This is a genomic window from Variovorax sp. AB1(2024) (assembly GCF_037482385.2).
Taxonomy (GTDB): Bacteria; Pseudomonadota; Gammaproteobacteria; order Burkholderiales; family Burkholderiaceae_C; genus Variovorax.
The window spans coordinates 1,519,733-1,541,481 of the sequence record NZ_JBBHKP020000001.1 but is presented as its reverse complement, the minus strand read 5'-3'; the positions used below and the strand labels follow the sequence as shown (position 1 = coordinate 1,541,481).

The window sequence follows — 21,749 nt, the reverse complement described above, 5'->3', positions numbered from 1 at the left end:
GCTCACGCCGGCGGGGTGCCTTGCGCAGCGAAACAAAGGGGGAGGCCGCAGGCCGGAAGACATTCGCGGAGCAAGGTACCCCGTCGGCGTGAGCGCGCCCCGAACAACCAACACCCGAAGCCGAAAAGCAGACAGTCATTTCAGTCAAAGGCATAAGTGAAGTCAGCGTCCTTCACATCCAGCGCCACCCGCCGGATCTCGCCACCCGAAGCCAGCCGCTGCAGGTACTCGACAGAGATCGTCGGCAGAACGGTGTTGGTGAGGATCGCGTCGATCACCCGCCCGCCCGACTCCGGGTCCTGGCAACGCGCCACCACCTGGTCGACCACCGCGTCGCTGTAGTCGAAGGGCACGCCGTGGTTGGCTTCCACGCGCTTCTTGATGCGGCCCAGCTGCAGCCGCACGATCTTCTTCATCATGTCCGGCGACAGCGGGTAATAGGGAATGGTGACGATGCGGCCCAGCAGCGCGGGCGGAAACACCTTCATCAGCGGCGCCTTCAGCGCATCTGCCAGCGCGTTGGAGTCCGGCAGCAACTCAGGGTCGCGGCACATGCTCATCACCAGTTCGCTGCCGGCGTTGGTGGTCAGCAGGATGATGGTGTTCTTGAAATCGATCATGCGGCCCTCGCCGTCTTCCATCCAGCCCTTGTCGAACACCTGGAAGAAGATCTCGTGAACGTCGGGGTGAGCCTTCTCCACCTCGTCGAGCAGCACCACGCTGTAGGGCCGGCGGCGCACCGCCTCGGTCAGGATGCCGCCCTCGCCGTAGCCCACGTAGCCCGGCGGCGCGCCCTTGAGCGTGGAGACTGTGTGCGCCTCCTGGAACTCGCTCATGTTGATGGTGATGATGTTCTGTTCGCCGCCGTACAGCGCCTCGGCCAGCGCCAGCGCGGTCTCGGTCTTGCCCACGCCCGAGGTGCCGCAGAGCATGAACACGCCAATCGGCTTCTGCGGGTTGTCCAGCCGCGCGCGCGAGGTCTGGATGCGGCGCGCGATCATCTCCAGCCCGTGCTTCTGGCCGATGACGCGCTGGTTGAGCGTGTCGGCCAGCTTGAGCACCGCCTCGACTTCGTTCTTGACCATGCGGCCGACTGGAATGCCGGTCCAGTCGGCCACCACGGAGGCCACGGCCTGTTCGTCGACCGAAGGCAGGATGAGCGGCGACTCGCCCTGCACCGCCTGAATCCTGGCTTGCAGTTCGTGCAGCTCCGCCAGCAGCGCCGCCCGGTCCTCGCCCCCGGCGCCCGGCGCATCCACCGGCTTGTTGCCCGCCCGCAGCTTCGCACGCAACTCCAGCAGCCGATCGACCAGCCCCTTCTCCTCCTGCCAGCGCGCGTTCAGCGCATCGAGCTGCACCTTCGACTCGGCCAGCAGCGCGGCAACCTGCGCCGCCCGCTTCGTCACATCGATGCCGATGGCCTCCTCGCGGCCGATGATCTCCTGCTCGACCGTGAGCCCCTCGATGCGGCGCATGCAGTCTTCCACCTCGGGCGGCGTCGCGTGCTGCGACACCGCCACGCGCGCGCAGGCGGTGTCGAGCAGGCTCACGGCCTTGTCGGGCAACTGGCGCGCGGGAATGTAGCGGTGGCTCAGCTTCACCGCCGCCTCGATGGCTTCGTCGAGCAGCTGCACGCGGTGATGCTTCTCCAGCACGCTGGCCACGCCGCGCAACATGAGGATGGCCTTGGTCTCGTCGGGCTCGGGCACCTGCACCACCTGGAAGCGCCGCGTGAGTGCCGGATCTTTCTCGATGTACTTCTTGTACTCGGCCCAGGTGGTGGCGCCGATGGTGCGCAGGTTGCCGCGCGCCAGTGCGGGCTTCAGCAGGTTGGCCGCATCGCCGGTGCCGGCCGCGCCGCCGGCACCCACCAGCGTGTGAATCTCGTCGATGAACAGGATGATGGGCGTGGGCGAGCTCTGCACCTCGTCGATCACCTGGCGCAGCCGCTGCTCGAACTCGCCCTTCATGCTCGCGCCGGCCTGCAGCAGGCCGATGTCGAGCGTGAGCAGCTTCACGTCCTTCAGCTGCGGCGGCACGTCGCCGCGCGCCAGGCGCTGCGCGAAGCCTTCGACCACCGCCGTCTTGCCCACGCCGGCCTCGCCGGTGAGCAGCGGGTTGTTCTGGCGGCGGCGCATGAGGATGTCGACGATCTGGCGGATCTCTTCGTCGCGGCCCGTCACCGGGTCCATCTCGCCCTTCTTGGCCTTCTCGGTCAGGTCGACCGCGAACTTCTTCAGCGCGTCGCCCTTGCCCATGGCGGCCGGCGCCATCGCGCCGGAATCTTCGCCCGGCGCGCCGCTGCCCATGCCGGTGCCGTCCTGCGCGCGCATCTGCGCCTCGGGCGATGCGTCGCAGATCTTCGCGAAGTTGTCGGCCAGGTCCTCGACCTTCACTTTCTCGAACTGCTTCGACAGGCCGAACAGCGGGTTGCGCAGGCTCTGCGTCTTGAGCATGCCCACCAGCAGGTAGCCGGTGCGCACCTGCGCCTCGCCGAACTGCAGGGTGGCATAGGTCCACGCGCGCTCGATGGCGTTCTCGATGTGCGGGGAGAAATCGCTGATGGCGGTGGCGCCGCGCGGCAGGCGGTCGAGCGCGGCCGTCATGTCCTTGGCGATGACCGACACGTCCAGGCCGTAGTGCTGGATCACGCGGTGCAGGTCGGAGTCCTGCGCCTGCAGCAGCTGCGCGAACCAGTGCTCCAGCTCCACGTACGGGTTGCCGCGCATCTTGCAGAACACGGTGGCGCCTTCGATGGCCTTGTACGCCAGCGAATTGAGCTTGCCGAAAAGCGCGGTGCGGCTGATTTCACTCATGGGGAACTCCGTATCTCTTCTGAACGAATGAAGATGGGTTTATTGAAAGACGCGCTGGCTGCTGCCGATGCGCACGTCCGCCGCATTCCTTGAACGGGCCGACTGCCCGAGCCACGACACCCAGCCCAGGCGCGGGCTGTTGCCCTTGGCGCCGCCCAGCCGCGTAGGTGGCACCTGCTGCTTCTCGAGCACCAGTTCGGCGTCCCACTCGAGCTCGTCGCCGAGCAGTTGCTGCATCCAGCGCTGCAGCACCGGCCGTGCATCGCCGGTCGGCAGGAACATGCGGTACTGCGCCAGCGTGAGCGGGCCCAGGTGCAGGCGCACGCGATGCTGCCGGTCCCACGCGCGGGTGCCCAGCATCGCGCCCATGCCCATCGAGCGCGAGCTCTCGCCCTGCCCCAGCCGCGTGAGCTCTCCGGCCGGCAGGCTCATCCAGTGGCCGACCCAGCGCTCCAGCTTCACCGGCACGCCGAAGTAGCTGCACAGCACCGACTCCACGCTCTCCACGTTGTGCACGCGCCGCGAAAGCCAGCCCGAAAAGTGCAGCCGCGCGTCGTCGTGAATCTCGTCGCGCCCCACGCGCCCCGGCGTGCCGATGCCGACCAGCGCGCCCACCTGCAGCCGGAAGCGGTCTTCACCCGGGCGGTCCAGCGCCACGGCGGGCCGCGACTGCGCCCATGCGCGATAGAAGTGCAGCGAGAAGCGGTGCGAAAAGCTGTCGAGGAACGCCAGCCATGTCGGGTCGCCGTGGTTCAGGCTGCGCTCGCGGATGAAGTCGCTCAGGTGCACCGGCAGCGGCCCGTTGGGCCCGATATAGCCGAAGAACTGCTGGCGCAGGCGCGGCGGCGAATGCGCGGTCGCGGGCTCGAAGCGGCTGAAGCTCGCCGGCGCGAACGACAGCGAGGGCTCCTGCCCCACGCGCACCGGCTCCGCGCCGGGCAGCAGTGCGCGGCCCCAGCGCGGCGTGGTCCTGGCGACCGATTCCAGCCGACGCATCACGGCGAAGTAGTCGAAGGCCCACGGCTCGGCCGACCACTCGCGCAGCGCGGCATCGACGCGCGTGCTCACAGGATCTGTCGCGTCCCGCACAGCGGCCTCCAACGCATGGTCTCGCCCTTGCCCGCGATGCGCAGCACGGTCTCGACGAAGTGATTGACCTCCACATGGCGCGCCAGAAAGCGTGCGAGCACGGCACCGAACAGGAACACGCTGTGGCCGTGGAAGGCGTCCTTGTCGACCTCGAGCGTCACCTCCAGCCCGCGGCCGAAGGCGATCGGCCCCTTCAACGGCAGGCGCCGTGCCACCGGCTTGCTCTTCACCGACAGCAGCCCGCGCACCTGGCCCTGGCGCATCTCGTCGGCATGCACCGCATAGAGCATCAGCGTTTCGCGCAGCGCGGCGGCGCCCTGCTCGGGCGTGCTGTCGGACAGCGACAGGTAGTTGATCGCAAGGTGGTCGACCACGCGCCAGCCCAGCCCCTGGCTCACCACCGGCGACACCGGCCGCGAGGGTCCGCGCACCATGCGCACGCGCTGCACGGGGAATGAATCGACGCAGTCGAAATCGTTGTCGCGGCCCAGCGGCATCAGCAGGGGCAGGTCGCGGTTGGTGCACAGCGCCGTCACCGCGAGCTGGCGCAGCGCGGCCGAGTACGGCGCCTGCTGCGGATCGACGATCTGCATGTAGACCTCGGAACCGATGTGGCTGCTGCGGTTGCCTTCGGTGCGCTGCCGCACCGACAGCATGCGCGGCTCGCGCGTGGTCGTGAAGTAGGCGGGGTGGCTGAGCCGGCTGCCGTGGAAGGCCGAGTAGAACGGCCTGAAAGGCTGCTCGGCCGCCACGGCTTCGGCGCCGGGCGCGCCGTGGCCGATGACTTCGGTCACGGTGTGCACCTCGAAGTCCTGCGGCCGCGTGCGGTCGGGCACCAGGTGGAACTGGCTCACGCCCTCGTTCAGGGCCACGCGGTCGAGCCGCTTGGTGAACAGGTTGATGGCGGGCACGCAGTGCAGCTGCACGTTGTCGGCGCTCACCAGCTTCTCCAGCGCCGCATCGCCGCGCGAGAACAGCAGCACGATTTCCACGTCGGCCACCGGCATCGCGGCCAGCACGTCCTTCAGGCCGCCGATGCGCGCGAACTGGAAGCGCTGCGGAAACGCAAAGTACTCCTGCAGCAGTCGAAAGCCCGAAAAGCCGGTGGCCGTGACGGGCAGCAGTGCCTCGTCTTCCTCGAAGCCGACCGCGCCGATGGCGCTGGCCGGCAGGCTGTGCGCCGTGCCCTGCAACGCACCGGACGGCGACAGCGGTCGCACCAGCACGCCGACCGGCTGGCCCAGCGCGCATTCGTGCAGTTGCCAGGCCACGTCTTCCGCGCCGCTGAAATGCAGCACCAGTTCGTCGAGCGCGATCTGGTCGAAGCGGAGCCCCGCCGTCGCATGCAGCGCGATGCGCAGGCCGCCGCGAATGGCGCGCGACTGCGGATGCGTGTTCAGCGGCAGGTCGGGCGCATAGGTGAAGTACTGCGCACGCTGCACCTCCACCGGCCACACGCGCAGCGCGCTCGCGGTGCGGAACTCGCAGTGCGTGTTCTGCCCCACGGCCTGCCGCGCACGCAGCCCGCTGCCGCGCGGCAATGTGGGGCCGTTCGCAAGGTTCGCGTCGTCGGGGTCGGGCACGAAAGACACGACCACCATCGCCGGCGTGGGCGCAAGAAAGTGCGGATAGACGATGTCGAGCAGGTGGCCGGTGAAGCGCGGGTACTCGGCATCGAGCTTCAGCCCCACGCGCGCCGACAGGAATGCGGTGGCCTCGATGAGCCGCTCCACGTACGGGTCGGCCACCTCCTGCCCCTCGATGCCCAGGCGGTGCGCGATCTTCGGGAATGCGCGCGCGAACTCCGAGGCGCTCTCGCGGAAGTAGCGCAGCTCCTGTTCATACAGGCTCAGCAGCCGAGGGTCCATGTGCGGACTTACCTTGGGTTTTGCGCCATGTCCACGATCTCGATGCGTCCTTCTTCCAGGTCGACGCGGCTTCGCATCAGGAACTCCAGCGGTACGGGCTGTGCCCACAGCATGCCGCGTATCTGCAGGCCGATGCTGTTGTGGGAGTCCAGTGCGGGGCCTTCCATGACGAGTTCAACTTCGAGAGTGCGGGACAAAATGCGCGGCTCGAACTGCAGGATTGCGTTCTTCAAAGCCTGTTCCATGCTGACACGCTGCACCGACGAGGTGAACTGGCCAGACAGCATAGGCAATCCGTAATTGATGACCGAGCGTGCCGCGTTCGGGTACTGCCTGTCGTCCATCGAGAGGCCGTAGCCGGTGGCGTTGAAGAGCCAGCCCAGGTCGCGCAGCACGGCCTGCCGCAGCGCCTGCTTGGTGAGGGTGCGCTTCTCGTCGCTCTCCTTCTTCTCGTCGGGCGCATGGTCGACGAGGCGGTCGAGCAGCGAGGGCTGCAGCCGCTCCTGCGCGGTGAGCTCAGCCATCGGCGTCGCCTTGTCCGGCAGCCGGCGTGAAGAGGATTTCGCGCACGTCCATCAGCGCACGCTCGCTGCCGTCGCTGCTGCCCAGCACGCGCTGGCCGTGGCCGGCCCACACCTCGGGCCGCAGCTCGCGCCACTCGGTCTTGCGCGCAAGCAGCAGCTCGCCGTCCTCGGTCTTCTCGGTGCCTTCGTAGCGCGTGGGAATCAGCGCGAGCGTTTCGCCGCCGTTCTCGAACTGCAGGTGCGCGGGCATCCATACGCAGTCGCGCAGGTCTTCCGGAGGCTCGATCCTGATGTGCGCAAGGCGCGCATACGGAACCCAGTAGTACTTGCCGTTGACGAAGGCTTCGAGCACCGGGCCCAGTCGCATGTCGGCGTCGGCCAGCCATTCGAAGGGCGTGCCGTCGATGGTGCCGCCGATGGCGGGCGCGCCGTCGAAGGCGCGCTGGCGCAGGTCCTCGGCCAGATCGCTTTCGCCGCGGCCCTGCCGCAGCAGCGACTCGATGAGCAGCGCCAGCCATTCGTCGGGCTGGCCGAAGATCATCGGCGTGCGCTTGCCCGCGAACACGTCGGCGCGCAGGCCTTCGCATCGCACGGCGTCGCCGTAGACCTGCTTCATGGGCACGGCCAGCGCGTCGAGTTCGGCGGCCACGGTGAGCTGATTCAGCGCGCGCTCCCACTGGCCCAGCACGCACAGCAGCTGCGCCATGAACACGCGGTGCTTGCTGTCGGCGGGCCTGGCGCGCACGTCGTCGCTCAGGGCCTTGAGGGCGGCCGCGGGGTCTGCGGCCTTGATGAGTTCGGCGGCGGTCGTCATGTATGCGGCTCCTGTGGCGTGTGCGCGCTCATGCGCGCGTGAACTGGCATTCGCGCACCGCGCCGCGCGCACCGGTGGTCTTCTGCGGCGCCGACTTGACCTTGGCCGTGCGGTAGCTGATGGAGATCAGCTCCGAGGGCACGCCCCACTGCGCGCCGGAGTTCAGCACCAGCCGGCAGATGCGCGCGTTCTCCAGCGCCAGTTCGAAGGTGGCCTGCGCCTCGGTCGAGCGCTGGTCGCCACCGGACTTGAAGACGCTGATGACGACCTTCAGGTCTTTCTCCTGCGCGCGCAGCAGGCTCGCGATGGTGGCGGTGGCCGCGTCGCTGCGGCGCGCGACGATCAGGTTGTTGGGCACCACCTGGTTCTGCGCCGAGGACTCGGGCACCTGCACCGACCAGTAGTAGCCGCCGATGTTCAGCCGCGCCTTGCCGTCGTCGAAGGCGCGCTCGAGTTCGCCCTCGACCGCCGCGCCCTTGTTCTCGATCATCATGACCAGGTCGGTGTCGGCCGAGCCGGTGCCGATCAGTTCGTAGAACCGCCGGGCGTCTTCAGGGCTCCAGGAGCCGTCTTCTGCAAATGCCATGTCACCTCCGGGTGCTTTGGAAAAAAATTCGAACCGGCGTCACGGCCGGGCTCCGTCGGCGGGCGCGCCGCCGTTCCTGCGCAGCAGGGCCGCGAACACCTGCCGCTCGCGTTCGCCGCTGCCGGCCGGCGGCTGGCCGCCGCGCACGCGCACTTCCGACAGTTCCGCCTGCGCCGACGCCACGCCGAACAGGCGCGGCGCGCTGTAGGGCGCGGCGGGCACGGCCATGACGAGCAGGCGCGCATCGCCCGGCGCATCGAGCCAGGGCAGGTCGAAGCGGCGGGCCGAGGGCTGCTCCGGCGTGCCGCGCTTGAAGCGGTTGGTCTCGCCCGAGGCGTCGGGGTACACCGGCTGCAGGTTGCCGCGGCCGTCGATGCCGGCGACGACCAGGTCGATCGAACGGCCGCTGGTGTTGCGTACGTTCAGCCGCAGGCGCTCGCCGGGTCGCAGCGCGGGCAGCGCACCCGAGGCCTCGTCAACGGAAGCGCTGCGCAGCAGCCGGTCGCCGCTCCAGACTTCGAGCGTGGCGTCGAAGCCGTCGAGCCGGCCGTCCTTGCCGTAGTCCTGCAGCCGGGCAAGCCACTTGAGCTGCGCCAGCGACTGCAGGCGGCGGCGCAGCGCGGCGGTGTCGGGCAGCACGACGGTGGAGAGCGTGGCGCCGAACAGCGGTGCCAGCAGTTCGATGCGCTGGCCCGAGGGGCCGAGGTCGGTCCAGCGCACGTCGGCGGGCGATGCGTCGTCGGCCGGGCGGATCGCGGCGGGGTAGTCCAGGCTCAGGCCGGCGGGCAAGGGCTTGTCGGCGCGCACGCGCAGGGCAGTCGCGGCCGGTTCGCCGACCGGCGTGATGCTCCAGAAGGCCGCGCCCGACACATCCTTCAGCGCAGCGGGCACGGCAAGCCCCGCGCCGCCGGGTGCGACCTGCGCAAGTGTTGCGGGCGCGCCGCGCACGGTGCCGTCCTCCAGCGTCGCGAGCACACGCACCTCCTGCTGCGGCACGAGGCCGTCGAGCAGGCCGGCCTTCACGGCCAGGCTGTCGCCGGTGCGCTGTGCGCGCCACACGGGCCGCGTGGATGCGGGCGCGCCGCTGTTGGCGAACAGCGGCGCATCGAGGTTGCCTTCGGCTACCGGTGACGGCAGCTCGCGCGTGGGAAAGCGCTGCGCGAGTTCATCGATGACCGGTGGATAGAGCGCGAGCACGCCGTCGAACAGTTCGCGCCATGTGGCGGGCTTGCGCGACAGCGCCTCCACCAGGGCCCAGGTCAGCAGGCCCTGCGGCCGGGCGTCGCGCGAATCGCGAGCGTTGCGTGCCTTGCGAGGCAGGCGCAGTTCGGGCGTGATCTGGTGGCTCTCGGACGCGAAGAAGGCGACATAGCGGGCACGCGGCACGGCGTCGGCCGGAGCGGGTGCGGCCATGCCGGAGCGCACGGGCGCATTGCCCCCCGCAAGCTGCGTCGCGCGCAGGCCGCGCCAGCGCACCTCGTCGTCGGCCGGGCCTTCGGCCGTGGCCGGCGCATCGGCGGTGCCGCGCGTCATCGAGTTGGCGGCGCAGGTGTCGAACACCGAGGCGATGAAGACGTTCTTCGCGAGGAAGGCCTGGATCCAGCCGTCGAAGTCGGCATCGCGCAGGTCGCCGGTCAACGTGCTGTCGCTGCCGAGCGTGCCGCGCACGTCGCGCGCGAGGAAGTTCTCGGACAGGCCGTCGGGCTCCTGGTAGCGCTTGGCCACGTCGCGCAGGCGGGTGCCGTGGCCGGAGAAATACAGCAACACAAAGTCGCCGCTCCTCGACTGCGCGAGCAGCCGCGCGAGCGCATCGTGAATGGCCTGCGAGTCGGGCAAGGCAGCACCGCTCACGCCGTCTGCCAGCACGGTGATGTCGGCCGCGCCGAAGCCCTGCCTGAGCAGCGCGTCGCGCATGAGCATCACGTCGTTGCGCGGCGCCTGCAGCCACAGGGCCTGCGGCTGGTTGACGAGTTCGGAGACTCCGACGAGCAAGGCGCGCTGGGTGGCGAAGGCGAGGCTGCCGCAGAGGAGCAGCCAAAGCACCAGCAGTGCCTGCAGCCAGCGCAGTTGCCTTGCTCCTTCCCCTTCCGGGGGAAGGCCGGGTTGGGGGCGGGCAGAGCGCCCCCTGGATACGCCGCGTGCCCCCACCCCTGCCCTCCCCCGGAAGGGGAGGGAGAAACCCGATTCGAGTTGCCTTGCTCCTTCCCCCTCTGGGGGAAGGCTGGGATGGGGGCGGGCAGAGCGCCCGTTGGATACGCCGCCTGCCCCCTCCCCTGCCCTCCCCCGGAAGGGGAGGGAGAAAGACCAATGCGTGCGGCGCGGTGTCATTGCCGCTCCTGCGCCGGCCCGGCCGATTCGACCAGCGGCGACGCCGCCAGCACCGCCAGCGCATCCACCGGTTCCGGCACGCGCAGCCGCCACGCGCCGTTGCCGCCCGGCCCGCCCACCACGTCGGCGGAGATCGACTGCAGCAGCCGGTCGGCTTCGTCCATGCGCACGCCCTCTTTCCAGCGCACCAGGAGGTCGGCGCGCACCGGCGCGGGCGCCGTGGGCACCGCGCGAAAGCGCACGTCGTCTTCCTCCGCCGCGTCGCGCCCGCCGAGCAGGCCGACGTTCTGGATCACCACGCACAGCGCCAGCACGGCGAAGGCCGGGCGCACCCAGCCTTCGGCGCCGAACCAGCGGCGGATGCTGCCCCACCAGCCGCCTTCGGGCCGCTCGGGCCGCGCCTGTGGCCGCGCGCGCGGTGCCTCCGCTTCTTCCGGCTGCACCAGCGCGCGGGCCAGCTGCAGCCCCGCATTGCGGTACAGCGACTGGTAGTCGGCGCGCGGATCCTGCGGCCCGAGCGGCGTGCCCGACAGCACCGGGAACGCGCCGCCCCCCACGCTGCGCAGCGCGATGCGCCCCGGCTCCGGCGCGATGGGCGACGCCGCTTGCGCGGCCCACTCGTCGTGCACCGCGCGGATCGCCGCGAGCCGCGTGGCCGACACCTCGCCGAGCACGCGCGCGCACAGCCGCGGGCTGGGCTCGAGCGTGAGCACGTTCCAGGCCTGGATCACGCCGAACATCGGCTCGAAAGGCTCGTCCCCCGGCTCCAGCAGCACGTCGAACGCGCTGGCCCAGTCGGCCTCGCCCGCGGCCATCCAGCCCTGCCAGAGGTCCCCGTGGATGCAGCGGTCCAGCAGCACGCCGAGCAGCCGCCCCTCATGCAGCACGCTCACGAGCCGGCCCGGCGCCCAGCGCGCCGGAAACGCGCGCTGCGCCACCGCCTCGCGGCGCCGTGCCAGTTCGGCCAGCGGCAGCAGCAGGCTGGACATGGCGGGCACGCGCGCGGGTTCGCGCCTCGCTCCGGGCGTCGCACCCGGCATGGCCACGACCGCGAGGCCGGGCTCCTCATCCGCGCCGTCCTCGGGCACGGCCGAGCCGGTTTCGAGCGCGTTGCGGATCACGCTGAGCGGGGGCCAGAGTTCGGTGGGCATGGCGTCTGTTCCTGAATGGCTATGTCTTCAGGCGTAAGACGCTTCAGCACCGAGGATTTTGAAAACCTGCAGGATCGCGTCCATGTTGCCGGGCTCGATGGCGATGCCCAGCGTCTGCTGCAGCCAGCCTCCGAGCCGGGTCTTCGCGTAGTCGGCGGTCATGCCCTCGCGCTTGTGCACCAGGCCCAGCCGGCCCGCGCGGTAGTGGTAAGACGCGATGGCATGGCGCGAGGCAATGCCCGACAGCCCACCGTCGGCCTCCTTGCCGAAGCCCTCGCACAGCAGGATGCGTTCGGGCTCGGGCAGCTCGGCGATGAAGGCGCGCGCGGCCAGCTGCACCGCGTGCGCGCTCAGGCCGTGCTCCGCGAGGCAGCCTTCGAGGTCTTCGCCCGCGCCCACTTCGTCTTCCAGCTGCGCCTCGGTGATCTGCTCGCCGATGGACAGCTTGCGGCGGAATGCGCTGGCGCGAGTGCAGTCGATCAGGTAGCGGCGGAAGTACGCGCACAGCGCGAATGCGGTCGACGGCGCGCTGTGGCTCGCGCGCTCTTCCGAGTCGCCGGGGTCGGCATCGAGCCGCAGCACCTTGACGTAGATGAACTGCGCCACCAGCTCCTGCCGCCCCTCGCCCAGCACCTGCAGCTCGGGCGGGTTGCATGCCGAGAGCGCCTCGCCCACGATGCGGTACATGGCGCCCATGTCGTTCGCGGACAGCGTCTGCCTGCGCCGCCAGAGGCGGACGAGTTCAGAGCTTTCCGAAGACGACAGGGTTTCCTGCATGAGCTCAGCGAGTGAAAAACCGGGGGGCAGACATGACTAGTCGTCCACGCAGCTGCCTTCCGACGGCACCAGGCACTGCGGCAGGTTCGCGCCCACCGGCCCGCCGCGCGTGCGGATGGCCGACGAGGTGGCGGCCTGCGCCACCGCCAGGCCGCGCGGCAACAGGATCCACAGCTGCCCGCGCTCCTTCATGCGGCGCGCGTTGGTCGCGGCCTGCTGGCCGTTGCCGAAGAAGTAGTCGGCGCGCACCGCGCCGCGAATGGCGCCGCCGGTGTCCTGCGCGATGGTCAGGCGCTGCATCGGCGCGCCGCTGCCCGGCGTGCGCGTGGAGACGAACACCGGGTAGCCCAGCGGCGTGCTGCGCGGATCGACCGCGATGGAACGCCCCGCCGACAGCGGCACGCCGAACGCGCCCACCGGCCCGCCGACCGGCGAGGTGGCTTCCTTGAAGAACACATAGCTCGGGTCCTTGATGCCCGAGCCCGCGACCGCGCCGGCCGCGCGCCGCCCCGGCACCACCACCGCGCCGCTGGCCACCGGCCGCGCGAGCGTGAAACCGCGCGTGCGGATGGTGCTGTTGTCGACCGCGCCCACATCGTCGTCGTCGCCGTCGTCCAGCTGCAGCTCGATGGAAGAGCCGCGCACCTTCACCGGGCTGCGCGGCTTGCCGTTGGCGGCCTGCGCCAGCGTCGGGCGGAAGGGCTGGCCGTTCTGCTCGGCGTAGGCCACGCGGATCAGCTCGCCGCTGGGCAGCTTGATGCGGCCCGAGCCCTGGATCTGCATCTCGTACAGCGCGCTGGCGCTGCTCACGAAGGCCAGCACCTTGGCGTTGGGCGCGCCCTTGGTCTCGATCTCCTCGCGCGTGTAGTAAGGCAGCAGCTGCTTGCCCTCGATGCGCAGCCGCACCTTGCGGTCGATGGTGTCGCGCGAGACGGCCGACAGGTCGAGCGCATAGAGGCCCGGCGCGCCCATGTCGCGCGTGCTCAGGCCGGTCTGCACCACCACGTTGCGCCCGTCCACGCGCGCGGCCACCGTGCCGTTGCCCGGGGGCAGCTTGCGGGCATCTGCGAACAGCATGTCCTCGGGCTGGCCGTAGACCGGGTAGATGAAGGGCGCGCCGTACTGCCGGCTGCCCGCGATCTCGGGCTCGAAGTAGCCGGTGACCACGCCGTCGGGGCGGCGGTCGTCGTCGCGGATCTGGTAGGCCGAGAACTCGCCTTCGAAGAAGCCGCGGATGGCGTTGTTGTTCCTGCCGTCGACCTTGAGCGCGCGCGCGCACACCTCCTTCCATTCGGCGCCGCGCCCCGTCAGCACCTTGCAGCTGCCGAGGAAGGCGGGCCAGCTTTCGGAGAAGTCGTCGCGCGACCAGCCCGGCACCGCGTCGAAGCCGACCGATGTGTAGGTGGCGAGTTGGGTCGAGAAGGTGCGTGCGTGGCCGGCCACGCTGGCGCCGGTCGGCGGCGGCGGGCGCGTGGCAGCGGCGGTGTCGGGCGTGGCAACCGCGGTATCGGTCTGTGCCGGTGGCGGCGCGGCACAGCCGGCCAGCGAAGCGACGGCGGCAGCGGCGGCCCAGCGCAGGAGCGTGGCGGTGAAGCCGGGGGTCGGGCGTGACGGCAGTGAGGGGTGCATGGAGGTCTCCTGGTCCGGAAAAGGGAGCCCTCGCGCAGAGGGCCGGCGCTCTGCAGACGATTACTTCTCGACGATTTTGAAATTCGCGACGCCATAGACGTCGTTGCACGGCGCGCTGCCGGGCGCGCACACCGGCTTGCCCAGCAACGGCGAAGGACCGGTGCCGCGCGTGGCTTCGAGCGCGGCCAACACCGGCAACGGGAACACCGGGAACACGCCGTCGTTCTGCACGCCGGCGGCACTGAAATCGCGCTCGTGCTCGCTCACCAGCACCGCGAACTGGTCGGTACCGGGCGGGCCGCCCGCGTCCATCGGCCACGAGGCGCGCGGCAGCGCGAGCGAACCGCCGGCGCTGATCTTGTTGTACTTGTCGAGCAGGTTCGGGAACAGCAGGAACATCTCGCCGCCGCTGGACAGCAGGAACACGTAGACGAAGCCCTCGCGCTTGCTGCGGACCTCGAACGCGAGCCGGTCCTTGCCGACGGTGACCTCGGGCTTCTTCGGCGCGGCGGTCACGTCGAAGCCCGGTGCCGCGCCGGCGGCGAGCGACTGCAGCGATTCGAGCGGCGTGCGCGGCGCCGGCGCCGGCGCGGGCGCGGGAGGCGGCGGCGGCGCAGGGGGCGGCGGTGCCTCGGCGACCTTGGTGTCGGGCGGCGGCGCGGGTGCCGGCGCGACGGCGGCCTGCTTGCCGTTCGTGCCGGCCTCCGTGCCGCCACCCGTGCGGCCCTGCAGGAACCACCAGCCGCCCCCGGCCAAGGCCGCGAGGGCGACGGCCGAGGCGATCGCAGTGATGGTCTTCCGGCCGGCGGGCGCAGAGGGCGCAGGAGACGGCGTCTTCGCGTTGACCGGCTTGCCTGTGGCTTTCCCGCTGCCCACGATGACGGTCGCCGCGTCCGCGCCGGCAGCATTGCCGCCGGCTCCTTGAACACGCGGCGGCTGCGTGCGCGGCACGGGCGCGACGGTGTTGCCCGCATCGAGATCGAGCGCCGCGCGCAGCTCCGCCATCGACTGCGGCCGCTGCTCGGGCCGCACGCCCAGGCCCGCGTCGATGGCCTCCAGCAGCCGCAGGCTGTAGCGCTGGCGCAGGATGTCGTTGCCCGCGAGCGGCACGTAGCTGTCCGACAGCAGGCGCGCCACCGAAGGCGGCGGCGCGCGCCCGCACACCGCCACGTGCATCACCGCCGCGAGCGCATAGACGTCGGTCCACGCGCCCTGCGACATGTCGGGCATCTCCGCGTACTGCTCGATGGGCGCATAGCCGGGCTTGAGGATGACGGTGATCGCCTGCGTCTTGTCGGTGATCACGCGGCGCGCGGCGCCGAAGTCCAGCACCACCGGCCGGCCGGAGCCTTCGAGCAGGATGATGTTGTCGGGCGCGATATCGCGGTGATAGCAGTTGGCGCCGTGCATCACCGCCAGCGCCTGCGTGACGCCGTCCATGATGCGGATCAGCCATGCCTCGTCCACGCCCGCGGGGATGGCTACCAAAGCCTCTCTCAGCGTATCGCCCCTGTAGAAGGGCATGACCATGTAGGTGGTGCCTTTTTCTTGCCAGAAGCGGTAGACCTTGAGCAGCGACGGGTGGTCGAACTGGGCGAGCAGGCGGGCTTCGTTGATGAAGCTGCGCATGCCGAGGTCGAAGGTTTCCCTGTGTCTTTCGGACAGGGGGACCACGGTGCCGTCCTGCTGTCTCGTGGACAACGAGGTGGGGAGGTACTCCTTGATGGCCACTACGCGTTCGAGGGTGTGGTCCCAGGCTTCGTAGACCACGCCGAAGCCGCCCTGGCCTATGACTCGGGTGACTTCGAATTCGGCCAGGCGGCTGCCTACTGGCAGGAGGCCGGCGTCGGTGCTGCCCGTGGCGGGGCTGGTGACCGGCTGGGCTGCTGCTGCTGTGATGACTGTGGCTGCCGAGTCTGCGGTCGTTGTTGACCTTGGGACTACTCGGGTGCGGTCGTCTTGGTTTGGGGAGTCGGTCATTGACTGGCTCCTTTGATGAATTGCTTTCCGGGGCCGGGTCTCGCCCCGGCGGGCGACTCACTTTCTTTTGCTTCGCCAAAAGAAAGTAAGCAAAGAAAAGGCGACCCCACTGTCTGCGACCCCTTCGCTGCGCTACGGGGCAACCTGCGGTGCTCGCGTTTCGCGGGGTCCGCAGAACTCGCTTCGCTCAAACAGCTGCGGCCCTGATCCGCGAAACGCTCCGCTCCTCGGCGCAGCCAGAGGGGAGGTGGAGACAACACAGGCCTTTGCTTCGCTCGGCCCCATGTGGCACAGCCGCTGCGCGGCTGCGCCACCGCGCCGAGCGCAGCGATGGCGCGTTTGGTATACAAATCCCTTCTGGCTGCGCCGAGGAGCGCAGACATAGGCGGGATCAGGGCCGCAGCTGTTTGAGCGAAGCGAGTTCTGCGGACCCCCGCCGTAGTCGAGCACCGCAGGTTGCCCGTAGCGAAGCGAAGGGACGCAGACAGCAGGGTCGCCTTTCTTTTGCCTACGTTTCTTTGGCGAAGCAAAGAAAAGTAGGTCGCCCGCCGGGGCGAGACCCGGCCCCGGAACACAAGACGAAGAGCGGCCTTCATCTCACTCCTCCTGCGCAAAGCCAAGAAAAAGCCCATCGAACTTTTCATCAACAGGCAGCCCCTCGCAAACCATCCGAACCCCAGCTTCACCAGCAGGATCACCAAGCCAAAGAGAAGCCCTCTCCATCGGAAGCTCAAGCACCTCCACACGCACCTCGCGCCCAGCCTCGCCGGCAGCAAGAAAGAGCCGCTGCAGCACAGCATCGAACCGCAGCGCATCCAGATCCCCCTCAAGCCCTTCGAGCGCAGCCTGCGTAGCCCGAATCCACCACTGCAGCGCGGCAATCAACGCCTCGCCGCGAAGCTCGGTCCCGCAAGACGCATCCAGTTCCACCGCCAGCGTGAAAGGAAAGTACCGCCCCACCCCGTCCACCGAAGGCATCAGCACCCCCATCCACGCCCGCTCGCCGGCGACCCCGGGGCCCAGCGCAAAGCACCATATGGGCGCCTCCAGATACCGCTCTACCCAATCGGCATGCCGGTCTTTCAACCGCGCCAGCCCGCGCTGCAGCCACTGGTCCCACACGGAACGGAACGCTTCGGGCAGCCGGCGATGCGCGAAGTCCCCCATCCCCGGCAACTTGCCGAACCACCCCGGCAACTCCGCCGAGGCAAAAATGGAAGAAGAAGACGCTGCGTTCACAGCCCCTCCGGACAGGAAAACTCCCGCAGCTCGCGCAACCGGATCGGATGCTGCACGCTGTTGGTCGTCACCTCGAACCGCGTCTTGCGCGCGCCGATCTGGAAGGTGATGAAGAACTTCTCCGGCGCATCGCCCGCCTCGAGCTGCCCGTCGTCGAGCGCACGGAACAGCGCCCAGGGCCCATCCACGGCAGCGCCAGAGCTGCCCGTGGTCGAAGGCGGGCTCACCTGGATGCGCACCTGGTTGCTGCCCTTCGGCCCCGGCCACTGCACCGCCATCGGCACCACGGGGCCGTGCGCGTACTTCACGAGCTGGCCGTCCACGTCGAGGATGAACTGGGTGATGCCCGCGTCCATCTCCACCGGCTTGAAGTCCAGCCGCATCGACGGGCCGCGGCCGCCGCCGCGGAAGAAGATGTCCTTGATGCGCGCCGCGCGTTCGAACTGCGCGAGCGCCTGCGTGGTGATGGCGCCGCGCTCGGCCACGGGCTTGTAGCGCCAGGGGCGGGTGCTGGTGTCGACCAGCGCGGCCAGGCGCTTCTGGAAGAAGTCGTCCATCAGGCCGCCGGGGCCGAACATCTGGCCGAAGTCTTCGGGCAGCACGTCGCGCTTGCTGTTGCCCACGAACGGGTAGCGGCCCGCGATGGCGCGCGCGCAGAACTCGGCCACGGGGCGCAGGTCCTGGCTCAGGTTGCCGCGCTCGGCCACCTGGGCCTGCGCGGCGCCGGACTGGCTCAGGTTCTCGACCATCGAGCGCACGGGCTCGGGCAGCCGGCCCGCGTCCGACTTGAGCTTGCCCGCCACGTCGCCGGGCGGCGGCGAGGTGCGGCCCTTTACGGCAGTGTCGACCGCGTTGAGGTACACGTACACCTCGTTGAAGAGCTTGAGCGCATCGTCGATGGGCGCCGGCTGGTTGGGGCCGCCGGCGGTGACGAGACGGCGCAGCGGCTCGAAGCGGTCGTCCACGATGCTCTCGATGCGCTTGCCCGGCGCCACCTGTCGGCCGGGGTCGCTGCCGAACAGGTCTTCCAGGCCCTTGCGCGTGTTGCGCACGGTCTCGGTCGCCTTGCTGACCACGTCCTTGTTGGCGTCGGCCGTCGGGATCAGCGTGGTCTGCCTGACCACCGCGCGCAGGAAGTTCGCGAGCGGCGAATCGACGCCCGAGAGAATGCGCGCGGTCTCGATGTTCTTCTCCAGGCCGGTGGCGCGGATCAGCCGCACGTCGGCCAGCAGTGCCTCCCACTGCTTCACGTATTCCTCCAGGTACAGGCGGCGCACGCGGTCGGTCAGCGCGCCGAGCGCGGTCACGTCGCGCAGGCGGTCGGCGGCGTTGCGGTCCTGCCCCAGCACCCACGGGTCTTCGTTGGCGAGCAGGCCGGTGAGCACGGTCACCTCGTTCTGGAAGCGCTTGTGATAGCCGTCGTAGGTGAACATGCCCGGCACGCCATCGGTCAGCGGCTTGCCGCTGATGCGCTCGAACACCAGCGGGCCCGAGGGACCGGTGGCGGCCGCCACGCTGAAGGCCGGGATGTCCTTGGTGGCGCGCTGGCGCTTCAGGCGGCTGAACACGCGCTGCTCCAGCGGGTAGCTCGCGAGCACCGCGCGCACGCTGCGCACCAGGTTCTCGTCCATCTTCAGCGGCGAGCGCGGCGGGCCTTGCGCGATCAGCACGTCGAGCTGGTCTTCGAGCGCCTTGCGCTGGTCTTCGGGAATGCCGCGGTCGAGGTTGCGCGACCAGTCGAGCGTGATCCAGGCCTTCAGTGCCTCGGGGTCGAAGTGCTCGGGCTGGTAGAGCATCAGGTAGCTCTTGAGCGCCTCGTAGGTGTACTCGAGGTTGTCTTTCTGCGCGGTGCGCAGCTGGTCTTCGATGCGCTTGGCGATCTGCGGCAGGAAGGCGTCGTTGAGCGCGCGCTGGTGCGTGAGCATGGCGGCGGCGTCGAGCTTGTCGCCCTGGTAGAGGCCCAGCGTCATCGACAGCGGCTCGTTGCCGTCGTGGTTGTCGGGCGTCTTCCAGATGTCGCGCAGGCCCTGCAGCACGGGCGCGACTTCCACCAGGTTCTGCACCCGCGCGGGCAGCGCAGCCAGGTTCTGCCGGGCGGGCTCGACGCGGGCCTCGACCGACTTCAGGTAGTTCATGTTCTGCAGCGTGCTGTAGCCCCAGGCCGCGAGCAGGCCGACGGTGACCAGCGCCATCGCCGTCACGCCGATCACGCGCAGCGTGTGGCGGCGGCGCTCCAGCTTCACGTCGGCACCGGCCAGGCGCTGCTCGGGGAACACCACCTCGCGCAGCAGCGAGGTGAGGAAGTAGCTGCGCCCGCTGCTCTTCTGCGGTGCGAGCATCGCGCGCTCGATGCCGAAGCTGCGCGCCAGGCTGCCCATCACGCGGTCGATCGGGCTGCCTTCCTGCGTGCCGCTGGTGAAGTACACGCCGCGCACCCACGGCGGCTGCGCGAAGCGCGAACCGGTGAACACCTGCTCCAGCAGGTCGGACAGCAGCGGGCCGACGGAGCCGAACTGGGCAGGGAAGCCGAAGATCGCCGCGCGGCGCGTGCCGTCGGTCTCGCGCTGCATGCGCGCGATGAGGCCGTCGTTCACGCGGTTGTGCAGCAATGCGAATTCGCGGTTGAAGGCCGTGGAGAGCCCCTTCTCCTCGACCTGCAGGTTCTCGTCGGCCGGCAGCGTGAAGCCGAAGACCTGCGCACGCTGCTCCTTGCCCAGGTCGTCGAAGTAGTCGGTGAAGCCGTAGAGCAGGTCGCTCTTGGTGACGAGCACGTACACCGGCAGCCGCGTGGTGAGCTTGCTGTCGAGTTCGAGCAGCCGCGCGCGGATCGACGCCGCGAGCTGGCTGCGCGCCTCCGGCCCCTGGCTCAGCAGGTCGGCCACGCTCACGGTCAGGAACACGCCGTTCAGCGGCCGGCGCGGGCGCGCCTTCTTCAGCAGGCCCAGGAAGCCTTCCCATGCGCTCTTGTCTTCGGACTGGTGGCTGTCCTGCGTGGTGTAGCGCCCGGCGGTGTCGATGAGCACCGCTTCGTCGGTGAACCACCAGTCGCAGTTGCGCGTGCCGCCCACGCCGCGAATGGCGCCGGGGCCGAACTTCTCGGCCAGCGGGAAGCTCAGGCCGGAGTTGACCAGCGCGGTGGTCTTGCCGGCACCGGGCGCGCCGATGAACACGTACCAAGGCAGGTCGTACAGGTAGCTGCCGCCCGAGATGGAGAGCCAGTCGCGCCAGCCGGGTTTCTTGCCGGCCGCATGCAGGCGCATCTGCTTGAGCGTGGCGACGGCCTCGCTGAATCGCGTGTCGAGGATCTTCTGCTCGCCGTTGACCGGGGCATCGGCCCTGGCGGCGGGCGCCTTCATGAGGCCGTCGGTCAGGTGGCGGCTCGCGCGGCGGGCGCGCCAGCGGCGGTACAGCGCGCGCAGCACCACGACGAGCACGATGACGCCGATGACGATGGCGCGCGTCATCTCGCCTTCGAGCGGCGCGAGCGAACCGATCTTCACCAGCGGGCCGATCCACCAGACCAGCAGCGCGACGACGATGAGCGCAAGCAGCGTCAGCAGCAGCGGGCTGAACAGGAAGCCGAAGATTTTCTTGATCATTTCGTCGCTCCTGGAACGGGAGCAGCCGATGTGGCGGCGGCGAGCCGGTCGGGTTCGGTCAGCAGCACGATGTCGACGCGGCGGTTGCGCGCGCGGTTGGCGGGCGTGTCGTTGGCGGCCACGGGCTCGGCATCGGCCTTGCCGTCGGAGCGCATGCGCGCGGGCTCGACCAGCGTGCTCAGCGCGCCCTTCACCGCGTCGGCACGCGCGGCCGACAGGTGCCAGTTGGACGGATAGCGCAGCGAGCGGATCGGCTGGTTGTCGGAGTGGCCGGTGATCAGCACCTCGCCCTTCACCTCGGCCAGCGCCTGCCCGATGCGGCGCAGCACCGGCAGCGACTGCGCCATCGGCTCGGCGCTGCCGGAGCCGAAGAAGGAATCACCGCGCAGGCGCACCACGCTGCGGTCGGCTTCGTCGGTCACGGTGACCAGGCCCTGCTTGATCTCCGGCTCCAGGAAGCGCGCGAGGCGCGGCGTCTTCGCCGGCAGGGCCGGCGGCGCGATCTGGATGTTGGGCGCGCGCAGGCTCGAGACTGCGGCATAGGTGGTGTCGGAGCGGTAGTTGAGCGTGAGCCGCAGCGCGAACCACGCGAGCGCCAGCAGCAGCGCGAAGCCGGCCGCGAACACCCACAGCGGCAGCGACTCGCGCAGCCGCACCGCGCCCGCGCCCTGCCCGCGCCAGTGCGGAGAAAGCTCGGGCTCCACGGCGGGGCGGTCCTTGGCGATCAGGTCGGCCAGGCGCTGGCGCACCGAGTCGAGCTGCGCGCGGCCGTTGTCGACCACGCGGTAGCGGCCCTCGAAGCCGAGCGCGAGCACGCTGTAGATCAGCTCCAGCAACTGGCGGTGCGTGGGCACGTCCTGCGCGAGCTTGGCGAGCAGCTGGAACACCTTCTCGCCGCCCCAGGTCTCGTTGTGGAACTGCACCAGCAGGCTCTGCTTGTTCCAGCCGGCCTGCACGCCCCAGGGCGTGTTGGCCACCGCTTCGTCGAGCGCGGTGCACAGCACGTAGCGCGCGGCGAGCACCGATTCGTTGCTCACGCCGGCGCGGCGCGCATTGGCGTCGAACTGGTTCACCGCGTCCGCGGTGGAGGCGCGCAGGGCCGGCACGTTGGGCGGCTGCGCCAGGTTGCGCAGCTTGCCTATCAGCACCAGCAGCTTGCCGGCGGCCGACACCAGCGGGTTGAGCAGGCCGAGCTCGCCGACGTCGGCGGCCGGCGTCGGATCGGCACCGCCGAAGAACGGCGCCGGTGCAGGCGCAGGCGGCGCACCGCCCGGCGTGCGCGGCTTGGGCTTGATGACCGTGCGTTCGGATTCGAAAGCGGCAAAAGGATCGGGAGGTGTGCTCATGAT

Annotated in this window: 14 protein-coding genes; all 14 read right to left on the bottom strand. The window is 69.9% G+C overall.

Features of this window, described 5'->3' with window-relative positions:
- Positions 1 to 140: 140 nt before the first annotated feature.
- Complete coding sequence (gene tssH / locus WIX39_RS07285) at positions 141 to 2,816, bottom strand: type VI secretion system ATPase TssH (RefSeq protein WP_081271171.1); 2,676 nt, start codon at positions 2,814 to 2,816, stop codon at positions 141 to 143.
- 39 nt (positions 2,817 to 2,855) lie between these two features.
- Entirely contained in the window at positions 2,856 to 3,884 is a 1,029-nt protein-coding gene (gene tssG, locus WIX39_RS07280; RefSeq protein WP_409194762.1) for a type VI secretion system baseplate subunit TssG, read from the bottom strand.
- Positions 3,881 to 5,773 carry a type VI secretion system baseplate subunit TssF gene (tssF, locus tag WIX39_RS07275; RefSeq protein ID WP_409194761.1) on the bottom strand — a complete coding sequence of 631 codons (1,893 nt, stop codon included), beginning with the start codon at positions 5,771 to 5,773 and terminating at the stop codon, positions 3,881 to 3,883. Before tssF ends, tssG begins: the two co-directional genes overlap by 4 nt.
- 8 nt (positions 5,774 to 5,781) lie before the next feature.
- Positions 5,782 to 6,297, bottom strand: coding sequence for a type VI secretion system baseplate subunit TssE (gene tssE / locus WIX39_RS07270; RefSeq protein WP_409194760.1), 516 nt, complete (start codon positions 6,295 to 6,297; stop codon positions 5,782 to 5,784).
- Complete coding sequence (locus tag WIX39_RS07265; RefSeq protein WP_081271175.1) at positions 6,290 to 7,111, bottom strand: type VI secretion system accessory protein TagJ; 822 nt, start codon at positions 7,109 to 7,111, stop codon at positions 6,290 to 6,292. Before WIX39_RS07265 ends, tssE begins: the two co-directional genes overlap by 8 nt.
- A 28-nt stretch (positions 7,112 to 7,139) precedes the next feature.
- Entirely contained in the window at positions 7,140 to 7,697 is a 558-nt protein-coding gene (locus WIX39_RS07260; protein ID WP_081271176.1) for a type VI secretion system tube protein Hcp, read from the bottom strand.
- Between the two features lie 39 nt (positions 7,698 to 7,736).
- The gene (locus WIX39_RS07255; RefSeq protein ID WP_409194759.1) at positions 7,737 to 9,740 is read right to left on the bottom strand and encodes a caspase family protein; all 2,004 of its coding nucleotides are present in this window, start codon (positions 9,738 to 9,740) and stop codon (positions 7,737 to 7,739) included.
- A 281-nt stretch (positions 9,741 to 10,021) separates the two neighbouring features.
- Positions 10,022 to 11,176, bottom strand: a complete 1,155-nt coding sequence (locus WIX39_RS07250; protein ID WP_106935911.1) for a hypothetical protein — start codon at positions 11,174 to 11,176, stop codon at positions 10,022 to 10,024.
- 27 nt (positions 11,177 to 11,203) lie between these two features.
- Entirely contained in the window at positions 11,204 to 11,953 is a 750-nt protein-coding gene (locus WIX39_RS07245; RefSeq protein ID WP_081271178.1) for a hypothetical protein, read from the bottom strand.
- Positions 11,954 to 11,989: 36 nt separating this feature from the next.
- Complete coding sequence (gene mltA, locus WIX39_RS07240) at positions 11,990 to 13,582, bottom strand: murein transglycosylase A (RefSeq protein WP_409194758.1); 1,593 nt, start codon at positions 13,580 to 13,582, stop codon at positions 11,990 to 11,992.
- A gap of 60 nt (positions 13,583 to 13,642) precedes the next feature.
- Entirely contained in the window at positions 13,643 to 15,562 is a 1,920-nt protein-coding gene (locus WIX39_RS07235) for a protein kinase domain-containing protein (RefSeq protein WP_409194757.1), read from the bottom strand.
- A 597-nt stretch (positions 15,563 to 16,159) separates the two neighbouring features.
- Positions 16,160 to 16,801 (bottom strand): type VI secretion system-associated protein TagF, encoded by a 642-nt coding sequence (gene tagF / locus WIX39_RS07230; RefSeq protein WP_409194756.1) that lies wholly within the window; start codon positions 16,799 to 16,801, stop codon positions 16,160 to 16,162.
- Positions 16,798 to 20,400, bottom strand: a complete 3,603-nt coding sequence (tssM, locus tag WIX39_RS07225) for a type VI secretion system membrane subunit TssM (protein WP_409194755.1) — start codon at positions 20,398 to 20,400, stop codon at positions 16,798 to 16,800. Before tssM ends, tagF begins: the two co-directional genes overlap by 4 nt.
- On the bottom strand, positions 20,397 to 21,746 hold the full coding sequence (locus tag WIX39_RS07220) for a DotU family type VI secretion system protein (protein ID WP_409194754.1): 1,350 nt from the start codon (positions 21,744 to 21,746) through the stop codon (positions 20,397 to 20,399). The genes tssM and WIX39_RS07220 overlap by 4 nt, the downstream gene beginning before the upstream one ends.
- Between the last annotated feature and the right edge of the window lie 3 nt (positions 21,747 to 21,749).